Below are 14,262 nucleotides of genomic sequence, written 5' to 3'. Positions count from 1 at the left end.
CCCCGAGCCACATCGGGTCCGGGTTACCTTCGGTCAGGGGACCGACGGCGCCATGGAACGAGGCAAGGAGGTCTTATGAAGGACGCCCTCGCGATCCACCGCTGGCTCCTCACACACCAGGTCCACCATGAGATCGTACGCCTTCCGCGCCCCATGACTCGCGCGGAGGAACTACCCGGCGCGATCCCGGCCGCGCCTGAACGGTGCGTGGCGGTCACGGTGTTCGAGGTCGCCCCGCGGGTCGGGCGCGAGTTCGTCGTGGCCGTCGTCTCCACGGTCGCCACGCCGCCGCCCTCCGGCGCGGTGGGGGGCCTGCTCGGCGTCCGCAACGTGCGTCCCGCCCCGGCGCACCTCGTCAACGCGGCGACCGACTACGCGGCCGGGCTGGTCAGCCCGCTGCTGCTGCCCGAGGACCTGCCGGTGCTCGTCGACGACCGGCTGGACGCCGACACCGAACCCGTCCACACGGCGACCGGGGACCGCCACACCGCTCTCACCATGCGCGCGCTGGACCTGCTCGCGCTCGTGGCGGGCAAGACCGTGGATCTACGGGGCCGCGGAGCCCTGGAGGCGGTCGCGCCGCGGCACTGAGCCCGTACCATTGCGGGCGTGCGTCGTAATCCAGCTCGGGCAGACGCGTGATCCGTAAGGCCGCGCTGCTCGCCGTGCTCTCCGCCGCGCTGCTCGCCCCCTCGGTGGCGGTGGCGCCCGGCGCGGCTGCCGCGATCTCGAGCAGGCAGGGGGTCGAGCTGACCCTGACCTCCATCACGCCCGACTACGCCACCGAGCGGGCCACCGAGATCAAGGTCACCGGGCGGGTGCACAACGCCGGCGGCACCGCGCTGCCCGGGCTGCGGGTGCGCGTCCGCTACTCCAGCCAGCGCTTCACCGACCGCGCGAGCATGAGCGCCTACCAGGCCGACCAGACGACGCTGACCCAGCCGCCCAACGTCTCCTCGCAGTCCAGCATGGTCATCCCGGAGCTGGCCGCCAACGCCTCGCAGACGTTCGAGCTGACGATGACGCCCGCCCAGTTCCAGCTCACGCAGTTCGGCGCCTACCCGCTGGCCGTCGAGGTCGTGCAGTGGGACACCGTGCAGCTCGCCTCGCAGCGCACGTTCCTCACCTACGCGCCGCCGACCCCGGCCAAGCCCGTGCGCAACCGGCTGTCCGTGGTCCTGCCGGTCGTCGACCAGCCGCACCGGGCCGACGACGGCACGTTCGTCGACGACAAGCTGACCGCCTCGATGACCGAGAAGGGCCGGCTGTCCGACCTGGCGCGCATCGCCGAGGCCGCGCCCGCGTCCGTCACCTGGGTCGTCGACCCCGCGCTGTTCGCCGACGCCGACGCGATGACCAGGAAGTTCCGGGTCAAGGGCGAGTCCCAGGAGCGGGCCGCCGACCCGGCCGCAGCCGCCTGGCTGACCTCCATGCGCGCCGCGCTGGCCGACAACCCCGTCATCGCGACCCCGTACGCGGATCCCGACGTGACGGCGCTGGCCCATCAGGGCCTCGACGACCTCACCGGGCGGGCGCTGGCGCTGGGCGCCAAGGAGGCCGCCCGGCTCGTCAAGCGCGACGTGAAGACGTCCACCTACTGGCCGGCCAACGGCCGGCTCGACGCCGACGCGCTCGACCTGCTGGCCGTAGGCGAGCCGAACGTGGCCCGGATCGACCGGGTCCTGCTCGACGCCGCCAACCTGCCGCCCCAGGCCGCCGTGCCGGTCACGCCCGACGCGGCGAGCACCCTCTACAGCGTCATGGGGCCGGTCACCGCGCTGACCGCCGACGCCGAGCTGAGCCGCGTCTTCGAGCCGGACGCCGGCGGCTCGACGGTGCTGAGCAAGCAGCGCCTGGTCGCCGAGACCGCGACGATCTCCGCCGAGCCCGGCCAGACACAGCCCAGGTCGCTGGTCGTGGCCCCGTCCCGGCGCTGGAACCCCAGCCCGACGCTCGTCACCACCCTGCTCAGGACCGCGGGCAAGCTGCCCTGGCTGTCGCTCGCCCCGCTCGACTCGATCAAGGCCACCCGCACCCAGGTGCCCCGCGCCGGCCTCACCTACACCCAGCAGGACCGCAAGCAGGAGCTCGGCGCCAAATACCTGGCCGCCATCAAGGAGGTCGCCGACCAGGCGAGGGTCACCGGGCTCGTCACCGCGAGCGCCGGCTCCGACTTCGACGCCGCCGTGCTCCGGCTCACCTCCTCGGCCTGGCGGGGCCGCCAGAAGACCGGCCGCGCCGTCGTCAAGGACGTGAGCGCCGAGGTCGAGAAGCGCATCGACAAGGTCGAGATCACCGGCGCCGGCCCCGACCGGCCGCGCACGCTGGCCGGGCGCGACGGCGTGGTGCCCATCAGCGTGAAGAACTCTCTGACCGCCCAGATCTCCCTGTTCGTCGAGGTCACCTCCAACGACCGCGAGCTGCTTCAGGTCAAGCACCGCGAGCCGCTCACGATCGGCGCCGACCAGAGCGGCACCGTGCAGGTGCCGATGACCGTCAACACCTCGGGGGGCGGCGGCGACGCCACGGTGACCGTCCGGCTGCTGACCGCCGACGGCACCCCCTACGGGGAGCCGGTCAAGCTGATCGTGCGCACCACCGGCTACACCGGGATCGCGCTGGTCATCGTGGGGGCCGCGCTGACGGTCATGCTGGCCGCGGTGGCGACCCGGGTGCTCAGGCGCCGATCCGAGCGGCGCACGGCGCGGGCCGCCAAGTCACGCGAAAGTGAGAGCCGATGAGCCGCATGCTCCGTGCCAGCGCCATCATGGCCGCGGGCACGATGGTGTCGAGGGCCACCGGATTCATCCGGACCGTCGTGCTGACCACCGCGATCGGCACCTCGCTCCTGGGCGACGCCTACAACACCGCCTACGCGATCCCCTACAGCATCCTCGACCTGCTGCTGCTCGGCGTGCTGAGCAGCGTCGTGGTGCCGATGATCGTCCGCGCCCAGCAGAGCGACCCCGACGGCGGACGCGCCTACGAGCAGCGGCTGCTGACGCTGTCGACGGTCGCGCTCATCGTCGTCGCGGCGGCCGCCGTGCTCGCCGCGCCGCTGCTCATCGACCTCTACACCGTCTGGGACCATCGCTCCGACGAGTACAAGGTCGCGGTCCGGCTGGCCCAGTTCATCCTGCCGCAGCTCGCCTTCTTCGGCATCGGCGCGGTGGCCGGGGCCATCCTCAACACCCGCGACCGGTTCGCCGCGCCGATGTGGGCGCCGGTCGTCAACAACCTGGTCGTCATCGGCGTGCTGGTCGCCTACCTGGTGATCGTGGGCGACAAGGGCGTCGGCAACGTCACCAACGGCGAGCTGGCCCTGCTCGGCCTCGGCACCACCGCCGGCATCGTGGCCCAGGCCACCGTCCTGGTCCTGGCGCTCAAGCGGGCCGGCTTCCGCTTCGTGGCCCGCTTCGACGTGCGCAACGCCAGGCTCGGCGAGATGGCCAAGGCCGGCATCTGGACGATCGGCTACGTGATCGTCACCCAGCTCGGGCTCGTGCTCACGCTGAACCTCGCCAGCTCCGCCGCCGCGGCCTTCCCCAGCCACGGCATCTCGGCCTACACGGTGGCGTTCCAGCTCTTCCAGCTCCCGTACGGGATCATCGGCGTCTCGGTGATCACCGCGATGCTGCCCAGGATGAGCCGGGCCGTCGCCGATGGGCGGTTCGACGAGGTGCGCTCGGAGTTCGGGTCGAGCGTGCGGCTGGTCTGCTCGATCATGGTTCCGGTGTCGCTGCTGCTCATGGTGCTCGGGCCGGCGATCACGGTGCCGCTGTTCGGCCACGGCTCCAACACGGTGGCCAACGCCGTCTACATCGGCAACGTGCTGCAGGTCTACGGGCTGGCGCTGGTGCCGTTCTCGCTCTTCCAGCTCCTGCTGCGGGTCTTCTACAGCTTCGGCGACACCCGTACTCCCGTGTTCGTCGGAGCCGGCGCGACGGCGCTCAACGCGGTGCTGATGCTGCTCTTCCACGCGCTGCTGCCGCCCGCCTACTCGGTCATGGGGCTCGCCTTCGCCTACGCCGTCGCCTACGCGCTGGGCACGGTCGTGGCGTGGGTCCTGGCCAGCCGCCGGGTCGGAGGGCTGGGCGGCTGGCAGGTCGGCATGGCGATGACCAGGATGTACCTGGCCTCGCTGCCCACCGCCGTGCTCGCCCTGGCGGCCGTCTGGAGCATGCAGGAGATCTTCGGCAGGCCCGACTTCCTCAACTCGGTGATCACTCTCGCCGTGGGCGGTGGCCTGGGGATGCTGCTCTATCTGGCCGTGGCGCACCGGATGCGGATTCCGGAGGTCAGCTCCATCGTTGGGATGGTCGCGGGGAGGGTACGCCGATAAAGGGCGCGGGCGGCGGAGGCGCTGGCACTAGCATGGTGACCGACACGCGCGAATGGAAGCAGGAGGGGCGTGGGCGGATCCACCCGGCATAGCGTGCCTACGTGGGACAGCACGCAGGCGAGCCGAGTCATGCGCACGCCTGTACGGCCGAGCGGAGAGAGCCAGTGAGCACATCTGCCGTCGAGCCGGGCACGCGCCTGTCCTCGCGCTTCCGACTTGAGGACCGGGTCAGCGAGTCCGAAGGCGCCACATTCTGGAAGGCCATCGACGAGATCCTTGCCCGTCCTGTCGGGGTTCTCACCTTCGCCCCCGAGTTCCCGCGTGTGCACGAGGTGGTCACCGCCGCCCGCGCCGCGAGCCGGCTCACCGACCCGCGTCTCACCCAGGTGTTCGACGCCGCCGAGGACGACGGGCGTTCCTACGTGGTCAGCGAGTGGGTCACCGGTGACACGCTGGCCGACCTGCTGTCCGGGGGGCCGCTGGACCCCGAGCGGGCCGCCGGGCTGGTCGCCGAGGCGGCCGAGGCGCTGACCCACGCCCACGAGGCCGGCCTCTACCACCTGTGCCTGCGGCCCGAGCACCTGGTGTGGACCACCGGCAACACGGTCAAGGTGCTGGGCGTGGCAGTGGACGCCGCGCTGTCCGGCCTGACGACCGACCAGCCTGCGCTCGACGACGCCGAGGGGCTGGGCCGGCTGCTCTACGCCGGGCTGACCGGCCACTGGCCCGGCGACGAGGAGGAGGGCGGCCTGCCCGCCGCCCCGATGAACGACGGGCACTTCTGCACCCCGCGCCAGGTCACCGCCGGGGTGCCCAGCTATCTCGACACGGTGACGGTCCGGGCCTGCCTGCCCGAGTCGCGCCGGGGCCAGGGCGCGCTCGCCAGCCCGGCGGAGCTCGCCGAGTCGCTGTCGGGCGTGGCCAGGCCCATGCCGATCCCGATCCCGTACGACTCGTCGCCGCCGTCGGTGGTGACGACGGCCTCCCGCTCGGAGGGCCCCGACACCGGGCAGCAGGGGCCCGCCACCATGCAGCGCCCGCAGGTCGTCCACAGCACCATGCCCCCGCGCGGGGGCCCCAGCGTGCTCGGCCGGGTGCTCATGACGGTCGTGGTGCTGCTGGTGATCGTGGCGGTGGGCGTCGGCGCCTGGACGATAGGCCGGAGCCTGGGCAGTCCCGGCACCCGTGAGGCCGACCCCTCGCCCAGCTCCAAGGCGTCCGCGTCGGCGCGGGTCCAGGCGGTCAAGCCGGAGAAGGCGACCGGTTTCGACCCGCTGGGCGACAAGGAGGAGAAGGCCGAGCTCGCCGCGCTGACCATCGACGGCAAGCCGAGCACCTTCTGGAAGACCGACAACTACAACAACGCCGAGCTGGGCAATCTCAAGGACGGTGTCGGGCTTCTTCTCGACCTGGGCAAGTCCCGGCAGATCAGCGACGTGGTCGCTACGCTGGCCGACGCCTCGGGGGCCGAGGTCGAGCTCAAGGTCGGCGACAGTCCCGACCTGTCGTCGCTCAAGACCGTCGCCCGCGAGGAGAACGCCTCCGGAAAGGTGACGTTCAAGCCTGATCAGGCCGCAAGCGGTCGGTACGTTTTGATCTGGTTTACGCGTCTTCCGGCGGATGCAGGCAAGTTTCATGGCACCATCTATGAAGTAGTGGTGCATTCTCCAGGATCGGCATAATCAGGAATCCCTCTTGTGAACTCCCCACCCGAGACACCTTCAGCAGCGGATCGGCCCGCGGTCAGCGACGCCGAGCTGCTGACCGCGCACATCAACGGGGATCCACACGCCTTCAGCGAGATCGTCAAGCGGCACCGTGATCGCATGTGGGCGGTCGCCCTGCGCACGCTCGGCGACCCCGACGAGGCCGCCGACGCCGTCCAGGACGCCTTCGTCTCCGCCTACCGCAAGGCCGCCACGTTCCGCGGCGAGGCCGCCGTCACCACCTGGCTGCACCGCATCGTCGTCAACGCCTGCCTCGACCGGATGCGCCGCAAGTCGGTGCGCCCGGTGGCCGACGACGAGCTCATCGAGGCCGCCGAACGCGAGACGCCGGGGCCCGATCAGACCCTTGAGCGCGAGGTCTCCATGGAGGTCTCGGCCGCGCTCAAGCTGCTGCCCGCCGACCAGCGAGCCGCCCTCGTCCTGGTGGACATGATGGGCTACTCCGTCGAAGACGCAGCTCAGGTGCTCGAAGTGCCCAGCGGTACGGTGAAAAGCAGGTGTGCGAGAGGACGCGCGAAACTTGCCCCGATTCTTTCGCATCTGCGGAACCGATCGGACCTCAGTCGCGTCTCATCCGCGAAGGGAGCAGAACTTCGTGACGGGTGATACGCACTACGATCTGGATACCCTGGCCGATTTGGCCGAGGGTCTCCTAGACGCCGGCCAGGCCCGCCAGGTCCGCGAGCATCTCGCGGTCTGCGACCCCTGTGGGGAGCTACTGGCAGACCTCGCGGCGGTTCGAGAGGTGCTCGCGGCGACCCCAACACCGGCCATGCCGATGGGTGTCGCACTGCGCATCGACAAGGCGCTGGCCGCCGAGGCCGGGTCGTCCCGCGGAGGCGTCGGCCTCGCGCAGGCGCCCGACTGGGACGAGCTCATGCGCGACTCCCCCTGGGAGAAGACCGCGGTCGCGGCCTCCGACGAGCCGGCGCCCGAGCCGGTGCGGCTGGGGGTGGTCGCCGACGACGGCACGATCGTCCCGGCCAGGCGGCGCAGCGCGCGACGCCCACGGTGGGCGGTGCCGGCCGTGGCGGCTGCCGCGGCGGCGGCGGTCGTGGGCACGGCGGTCGTCTCGACCGGGCTGCTCGCCTCGGGAGGGGGCACGGTCGCTCCATCGGTGATCGCGGCCAGCTCGGCCGCCCCCGCGGTGACGACGCCGACCGAGGTGCCGGTACGGGCCAGGGCATACGCGCTGACCGACAGCCAGCACAACTACAGTGACGAGAACCTGGCGCTGCCACTGGGCAAGTTCCTCGCACCGGCCCCGATCATCCAGGGGCCGTCCGAGGCCGAGCAGGCCGACAAGTGCGTCGGCAAGCTGACCAGCCGCACCAAGTTCAGCGTCTTCGCCGTGGACCAGGGCCAGTACAACGGCCAGGAAGCCATCGTCATGGCGTCGAGGAAGTCGAAGGCCGCCAAGCGGATCCGCATCGACGTCGTCGACCCGTTCAGTTGCAAGAACCTGCGCAAGCCCGCCATGGGCCGCTGGTAGCAGCCTTCTTCCCACGTCAGAGCCCGCTTCGGCGGGCTCTTTCGCGTTGCGGGTGGGGGGCGGGAATCACTGCGGCCTAGGATCTGTTGACGCGACTGGCAACAGCAGAAGAGGAAGGCGTGGGAGCGTTGAGCGACGTTCGTAACGTGATCATCATTGGATCGGGCCCGGCGGGCTACACCGCGGCCGTCTACTCCGCACGCGCCGAGCTGAACCCGCTGGTCTTCGAGGGCTCGGTGACCGCGGGCGGCGCCCTCATGAACACCACCGACGTGGAGAACTTCCCCGGGTTCCCCGACGGCATCATGGGCCCCGACCTGATGGACAACCTGCGCAAGCAGGCCGAGCGGTTCGGCGCCGAGCTCGTGGCCGACGACGTGGTCGAGGTCGACCTGGAGGCCAACCCCAAGGTCATCAAGACGTACGACAAGACCTACTACGCCAAGTCGGTCATCCTGGCGATGGGCTCCGGCTACCGCGAGCTCGGCCTGGAGAACGAGAAGCGCCTGTCCGGCCGGGGCGTCTCCTGGTGTGCCACCTGCGACGGCTTCTTCTTCCGCAACAAGGACATCGTGGTCGTGGGCGGTGGCGACACCGCGATGGAGGAGGCCACGTTCCTGACCCGGTTCGGCCGCATGGTGACCGTCGTGCACCGCCGTGACGAGCTGCGCGCCAGCAAGATCATGCAGGATCGGGCGTTCGCGAACGACAAGATCCGCTTCATCTGGGACACCGAGGTCATCGACGTCCTGGGCGAGAACCGGGTCGAGGCCGTCAAGCTGCGCAACGTCAAGACCGGCGAGGAGTCCGAGCTGGCCACCGACGCGCTGTTCCTGGCCATCGGCCACGACCCGCGCACCGACCTGGTCAAGGGGCAGATCGACCTCGACGAGGACGGCTACGTGAAGGTCGCCTCCCCCACGACCGCCACCAACATCGACGGCGTGTTCGCCGCGGGCGACGTCGTCGACCACATCTATCGCCAGGCGATCACCGCGGCCGGCACCGGCTGCTCGGCGTCTCTCGACTCCGAGCGCTGGCTGGCCAACAACGAGAAGTAAGGGAGCCCATCCGTGAAGGCAGTAACCGACGCCTCGTTCGAGGCGGACGTCCTCAAGAGCGACAAGCCCGTGCTGGTGGACTTCTGGGCCGAGTGGTGCGGCCCGTGCCGTCAGGTGGCGCCCATCCTCCAGGAGATCGCCAACGAGCACGGTGACAAGCTCGAGATCGTCAAGCTCAACATCGACGAGAACCCCAACGTGCCGCGCGAGGCCGGGGTGCTCCAGATCCCGACGATGAACGTCTACAAGGGCGGCGAGCTCGTCAAGCAGATCATCGGCGCCAAGCCGAAGGCCATGCTGCTGCGCGAGCTCGAGGGCATCATCTAGGTCCTTCCCGCTCCATGCGAAAGCCCCCTGCGGTCGCAGGGGGCTTTCGCATGCGTTTGTACGGCCTTCTGCGGGGCTCGTGGCGGGTCAGACGGGTCGGAGGGCACGCTCGGGGCTCATGGAGCCCAGGAGGCGTTCCAGGGCCACCTCGACGTCCTCCCGCCAGGAGACGGCGGTCTTCAGCTCCAGCCGAAGCCGCGGAAACCGCAAATGCGGACGAACGGTCTTAAAGCCCACAGAAAGCAAGTATTCCGCCGGAACCACGCAACTAGGCTCTTCCCACTTCAGATCGCCGAACGCCTCGATGGCCTTCACGCCGCGCCTCGTCAGATCCTTGGCCACGCCCTGGATGAGCATCCGGCCCAGCCCGCCGCCCGAGAACTCCGGGATGATGTGCGCCGTCATCAGCAGCACCGCGTCGGCGCTCACCGGCGACGTGGGGAAGGCGACCGAACGCGGCGTGTAGAGCGGCGGGCTGTAGAGCACGAACCCCGCCGGCACGCCGTCCACATAGACGATCTTGCCGCAGCTCCCCCACTCCAGCAGCGTGCCGGAGATCCAGGCCTCCTTCTCCAGGCCAGGGTCCCCCGACTCCACCGCCCGCTCCCCGCTCATGGGATCCAGCTCCCAGAAAACGCACCGGCGGCAGCGGCGAGGGAGATCTTCCACATTGTCCAGGGTGATGTTGACCAGCCGACGCGACAACTACGGCCCCAATCGTTGACCCGGAAAAGCGCGCGAAAACCGCGTCCCCAGCTGGCATCGTAGCCCAGTGACGGTCACGCCAGCGGGTACCACGACGGCCAGCCCGGTCACGGGCGACATGTCCGGCTGGCGTAATCTGGTATCTCGGATAGCACTCACCTAGGAGGTGGGCCGTGACAGCAGAGCAGGATCACGGTCAGACGCCCGCGACCCAAGGGTCGCGCATCGACGCCTATGTCGATCGGTACGCCGCGCGAGCTACCGGGATGGTCGCCTCCGAGATCCGAGCTCTTTTCGCCGTCGCGTCGAGGCCCGAGGTGGTCTCGCTCGCGGGCGGCATGCCGTACGTCACGGCCCTTCCCCTCGACATGGTCGGCGAGCTCGTCTCCGAGCTCGTCACGCGGCGCGGCCCGGTCGCGTTGCAGTACGGCTCCGGCCAGGGCGACCCGCATCTGCGCGAGCAGATCTGCGACGTCATGCGCCTCGAAGGAATCCACGCCGGGGCGAACGACGTCGTCGTCACCGTGGGCTCCCAGCAGGCCCTCGACCTGATCACCCGCATCTTCATCGACCCGGGTGACGTCGTGCTGGCCGAAGGCCCCTCGTACGTGGGCGCCCTGGGTACGTTCGCCGCCTATCAGGCCAAGGTCGTGCACATCGCCATGGACGATCAGGGCATCGTGCCCGAATCGCTGGCGCAGACCATCTACGCGCTGGAGACCGCCGGGGCGCCGATCAAGTTCCTCTACACGATCCCGACCTTCCACAACCCCGGCGGCGTCACGCTCAACATGGCCCGGCGACAGCAGGTGCTCGACATCTGCCAGCGGGCCGGCGTGCTCATCGTCGAGGACAACCCGTACGGACTCCTCGGCTTCGACGCCGAGCCCATGCGCGCGCTGCGCGCCGACAACGCCGACGGGGTCGTCTACCTCGGCTCGTTCTCCAAGACCCTCGCCCCCGGGTTCCGCGTCGGCTGGGCGCTCGCGCCCCACGCCATCCGCGACAAGCTCGTGCTGGCGATGGAGTCGGCCGTGCTGTCACACTCCTCGTTCACCCAGCTCGCCGTCGGCCAGTACCTGGCCACGCAGCCGTGGCAGGAGCAGATCAAGACGTTCAAGGAGCTCTACCGCGAACGCCGCGACGCCATGCTCGGCGCGCTCGAATCGCTCATGCCGCCCGAGGTCACCTGGACCCGGCCGGCCGGCGGCTTTTTCGTCTGGGCGACGCTGCCGGAGGGCCTCGACTCCAAGGCCATCCTGCCGCGCGCCGTCGCCGAGCGGGTGGCGTTCGTGCCCGGCACCGGTTTCTTCTCCGACGGGAGCGGGGCGCGCCACATGCGGCTGTCGTTCTGCTACCCGGAGCCCGACCGCATCCGCGAAGGCGTCCGCCGCCTCGCCGGGGTGATCGAGCAGGAGATGCAGCTCCGCGACACGTTCGGCACCGGCTCCGCCCGCGGCCACGCCGGCGTCGACACCCCGGGCCCCGACCTCGCCTGACCCCTGGAGGGGAGCCCGACCGGCTCCCCTCCTTCCCTTTAGAAGCACCACGTCCCCGGTACGGTCGAACGGCGTGCCGCCCTTACCTCCTCTGTACGGTCGAACGGCGTGCCGCCCTCACCCCCTCTGTACGGTTGTCCTGCGTGCCGCCCTCACCTCCCACCCCGGTACGGTTGGACAGCGTGCCGTCAGCGGAGGAGAAGTGATGAGCGAACTGGGCCACGTGCTGGTGCTGGCAGGAGGTCTCTCCTACGAGCGGGAGGTCTCCCTGCGCTCGGGCCGCCGCGTGAGCGAGGTGCTCCGGGCGGCCGGCATCGACGTCGAGGCCCGCGACACCGACGCGTCGCTCGTCCCGTCCATCCTCGCCGACCCGCCCGAGGCCGTCTTCGTCACCCTCCACGGCGGCGCCGGCGAGGACGGCGCCATCCGCTCCGTCCTGGAACTCCTCAACGTCCCGTACGTCGGCGCCGACCCCGACGCCTGCCGCGTCGCCTTCGACAAGCCCACTGCCAAGGCCGTCGTACGCTCCGTCGGCCTGCGCACCCCCGACTCGGTCACGCTGCCCAAGGAGACCTTCCACGACCTCGGCGCCACGGCCGTCCTGGGCCGCATCGTCGAGCACCTGGGCCTCCCCCTGTTCGTCAAGCCCGCCCGCGGCGGCTCCGCGCTCGGCGCGTCCATCGTCCGCACCGCCGAGGAACTGCCCGCCGCCATGGTCGGCTGCTTCGCCTACGGCGACACGGCGCTCATCGAGTGCTACATCGAGGGCATCGAGGTGGCGGTCTCGGTCGTCGACTTCGGTGACGGCCCCGTCGCGCTCCCCGCCGTGGAGATCGTGCCCGACGAGGGCGTGTACGACTACGCCGCCCGCTACACCGCCGGGCACACCGAGTTCTTCGCCCCTGCCCGGCTCTCCTCCGAAGCGGCGTCGGCCTGCGCCGAGACCGCCGTGACCGCCCACACGGCGCTCGGCCTGCGTGACATCTCCCGCACCGACCTCATCGTGGACGCCGCCGGCCGCCCGCACTTCCTGGAAGTCAACGTGGCCCCCGGCATGACGGAGACCTCGCTCCTCCCGATGGCTGCCGAAGCCGCGGGCCAGGACCTCGGCGAACTCTGCCGCATCCTCCTCCAAAACGCCGCCACCCGCACCCCCCGCTAACCGGACCCGCCCACCGCCTAACGCCCGGGCAGCCCCATGCCCCTGGCTGCCTCACGTCCGGGCAGTCCCATGCCCCTGGCTGCCCACGCCCCTGGCAGCCCCACCATCCCCCCAGCCGCTCCTCCGGTCCCTCCCTCCGCCCCGCTGTCCCCAGCCGACACTCCGCAGAGCTGCCCCGCGCCCAGAACCGCAACAACCCGACGACCCAACACGTGGGGACCGTGGTAGACCCAGCGCCGCACGGCCCAGCCACCACATGGGCCAGCGACCGCGCGGCCCGGTGTTCGCGGCCCGGTGTTCGCGGCCCGGGGACGGCGGGGCCCCGGCTGCCTCAGGGTCCAGGGATGGTGCGGCCCAGTCGCCTCGCAGCCCAGCCGCCTCGCAGGCAAGGGGCCGCGCGTCCCAGCCACCTCGGGCCCAGTCACCTCACGGGCCAACCACCAAGCGGGCCAACCACCTCACGGGCCAGCCACCTCACGGCCAGTCGCCTCACGGCTCGGGCACCTCACGGGCCAGGGGCCGCGCTGTCCGGGCACCTCGCGGGCCGGACCACACGGCGCCGGGGATAGCGCAGCCCGGGACGGCGGGCGCGGGGACAGCCCGGCCTGGGGATAGCGGGGCGCGGGGTTATAGCGCCCAGAACCCGACCGTCCCGTGCACCTCACGGGTCAGGGGGCGCCCAGCGCGGGGGTGGCCCCAGCGCGGGAAGCCCGGCATGGGAAGTCCGGCACGGGAAGTCCGGCGCCGGGGACAGCGGCGGGCTCACAGGCACCGGAGACCCAGAGCTTCGTAAGGGCCCTCCGCAACCCGCAGCCCACGGGGGCCTCCGGCACCGGGGCGGCGGCGTGGTGGCTTACGCGGCGGTGCGTAACCTGGCCGGGTGATCGAGCCCACCTACCTCAAGAGTTTCGCCAGCGACAACCACGCCGGCGTGCACCCCGCCATCCTCGACGCCATCACCGCCGTCAACCACGGCGACGCCCCCGCGTACGGCGAAGACGCCTGGACCGCCGCCTTCGGCCGTCACATCAAGGACGTGTTCGGCCCCCGCGCGGAAGGCTTCCCGGTCCTCAACGGCGCGGGCGCCAACATGGTCGGCCTCGCCCTCATGCTCGGCCGCTACGACGCGGTCGTCTGCCCGGCCACCGCCCACATCGCCAGCCACGAAACCGGCGCCGCAGAACGCCTCCTCGGCACGAAGCTCATCACCATCCCCACCCCGGACGGCAAACTCCGCCCCGACGACCTGTCCGGCCCCCGTTCCACGCTCGGCAACCACCACGACCCGCAACCACGCGTAGTCTCCATCTCCCAAGTCACCGAACTCGGCACCTGCTACTCCCCCGCCGAACTAGCCGCCCTGGCCGACGCCGCCCACGCGGCAGGCATGCGCCTCCACGTCGACGGCGCCCGCCTGGCCAACGCCGCCGCCTACCTGGACTGCTCTCTGTCCGCGATCACCACGGACGTAGGCATCGACGTCTTCAGCTTCGGCGGCACCAAGAACGGCGCCCTGGCGGCGGAAGCGGTCATCGTCCTCGATCCCACACTCGCGGAAGCCGTCCCCTACCTCCGCCGGCAGTCCCTCCAGCTGGCGTCGAAGATGCGCTTCGTCTCCGCCCAGCTCTCCGCTCTCCTCACGGACGACCTCTGGCGCCGGAACGCCTCCCACGCCAACGCCATGGCCGCCCGCCTCGCCGACGGCCTCGCCTCCATCCCGCAGATCACGCTGGCGTACCCGGTCGAGTCCAACGCCGTCTTCGCCACTGTTCCCCCTGCCGTCGCCGCCGCCCTCCAGGAGCACTTCCTGCTCCTCCCGCCGGACGAGTCCACCGGCATCGCCCGCTGGATGACTTCCTACGACACCACCCCCGCCGACGTGGACGCCTTCCTGGACGCCCTCCGCAAGGCCGCCTCCTGACGCGCCTCCACGGTTTCACGTGAAAC

General features: G+C 70.9%; 12 protein-coding genes and 1 pseudogene. 12 read left to right on the top strand and 1 reads right to left on the bottom strand.

Translation table 11 applies throughout. The features are described from left to right. Positions 1–75: 75 nt before the first annotated feature. The 9 genes and pseudogenes from AB0G11_RS42550 (at position 76) to trxA (ending at position 8,949) form a co-directional block, all read left to right on the top strand. A complete protein-coding gene (locus tag AB0G11_RS42550) occupies positions 76–591 on the top strand; it encodes a YbaK/EbsC family protein (protein ID WP_357592559.1) in 516 nt (171 codons plus the stop codon). Between the two features lie 47 nt (positions 592–638). Further along, a complete protein-coding gene (locus AB0G11_RS42545; RefSeq protein WP_219504394.1) occupies positions 639–2,741 on the top strand; it encodes a DUF6049 family protein in 2,103 nt (700 codons plus the stop codon). Next, the gene (gene murJ / locus AB0G11_RS42540) at positions 2,738–4,342 is read left to right on the top strand and encodes a murein biosynthesis integral membrane protein MurJ (RefSeq protein ID WP_357592557.1); all 1,605 of its coding nucleotides are present in this window, start codon (positions 2,738–2,740) and stop codon (positions 4,340–4,342) included. The genes AB0G11_RS42545 and murJ overlap by 4 nt, the downstream gene beginning before the upstream one ends. A 164-nt stretch (positions 4,343–4,506) precedes the next feature. Next, positions 4,507–6,024 carry a protein kinase family protein gene (locus tag AB0G11_RS42535; RefSeq protein ID WP_357592555.1) on the top strand — a complete coding sequence of 506 codons (1,518 nt, stop codon included), beginning with the start codon at positions 4,507–4,509 and terminating at the stop codon, positions 6,022–6,024. A 15-nt stretch (positions 6,025–6,039) separates the two neighbouring features. Continuing rightward, positions 6,040–6,675: an RNA polymerase sigma factor SigM gene (gene sigM, locus AB0G11_RS42530; protein WP_219504391.1), complete on the top strand. Its 636-nt coding sequence runs from the start codon at positions 6,040–6,042 to the stop codon at positions 6,673–6,675. Further along, positions 6,665–6,766: pseudogene (locus AB0G11_RS42525) on the top strand (hypothetical protein); the annotation flags it as partial. The gene sigM and the pseudogene AB0G11_RS42525, both read left to right, overlap by 11 nt. 81 nt (positions 6,767–6,847) lie before the next feature. Beyond that, complete coding sequence (locus AB0G11_RS42520; protein WP_246644567.1) at positions 6,848–7,561, top strand: hypothetical protein; 714 nt, start codon at positions 6,848–6,850, stop codon at positions 7,559–7,561. A 128-nt stretch (positions 7,562–7,689) separates the two neighbouring features. Further along, the gene (gene trxB / locus AB0G11_RS42515; protein WP_219504387.1) at positions 7,690–8,622 is read left to right on the top strand and encodes a thioredoxin-disulfide reductase; all 933 of its coding nucleotides are present in this window, start codon (positions 7,690–7,692) and stop codon (positions 8,620–8,622) included. Positions 8,623–8,634: 12 nt separating this feature from the next. Continuing rightward, a complete protein-coding gene (trxA, locus tag AB0G11_RS42510) occupies positions 8,635–8,949 on the top strand; it encodes a thioredoxin (RefSeq protein WP_219504385.1) in 315 nt (104 codons plus the stop codon). An 87-nt stretch (positions 8,950–9,036) separates the two neighbouring features. Here trxA and AB0G11_RS42505 read toward each other — a convergent pair whose 3' ends face one another. Further along, complete coding sequence (locus tag AB0G11_RS42505; RefSeq protein ID WP_219504383.1) at positions 9,037–9,654, bottom strand: GNAT family N-acetyltransferase; 618 nt, start codon at positions 9,652–9,654, stop codon at positions 9,037–9,039. Positions 9,655–9,920: 266 nt separating this feature from the next. On the opposite strand from AB0G11_RS42505, the gene AB0G11_RS42500 reads away from it, so the two are divergent. The 3 genes from AB0G11_RS42500 (at position 9,921) to AB0G11_RS42490 (ending at position 14,236) form a co-directional block, all read left to right on the top strand. Then, the gene (locus AB0G11_RS42500) at positions 9,921–11,153 is read left to right on the top strand and encodes a PLP-dependent aminotransferase family protein (protein WP_246644667.1); all 1,233 of its coding nucleotides are present in this window, start codon (positions 9,921–9,923) and stop codon (positions 11,151–11,153) included. Positions 11,154–11,358: 205 nt separating this feature from the next. Beyond that, positions 11,359–12,315 carry a D-alanine--D-alanine ligase gene (locus AB0G11_RS42495; RefSeq protein WP_219504378.1) on the top strand — a complete coding sequence of 319 codons (957 nt, stop codon included), beginning with the start codon at positions 11,359–11,361 and terminating at the stop codon, positions 12,313–12,315. An 880-nt stretch (positions 12,316–13,195) separates the two neighbouring features. After that, entirely contained in the window at positions 13,196–14,236 is a 1,041-nt protein-coding gene (locus AB0G11_RS42490) for a beta-eliminating lyase-related protein (protein ID WP_357592553.1), read from the top strand. Positions 14,237–14,262: the final 26 nt, after the last annotated feature.

It is taken from the genome of Nonomuraea sp. NPDC023979, from assembly GCF_040639085.1.
In the GTDB taxonomy this organism is placed as follows: domain Bacteria; phylum Actinomycetota; class Actinomycetes; order Streptosporangiales; family Streptosporangiaceae; genus Nonomuraea; species Nonomuraea ceibae.
The sequence above is the reverse complement of the archived record's forward strand: the minus strand, read 5'-3'. Positions and strand labels throughout refer to the sequence as shown.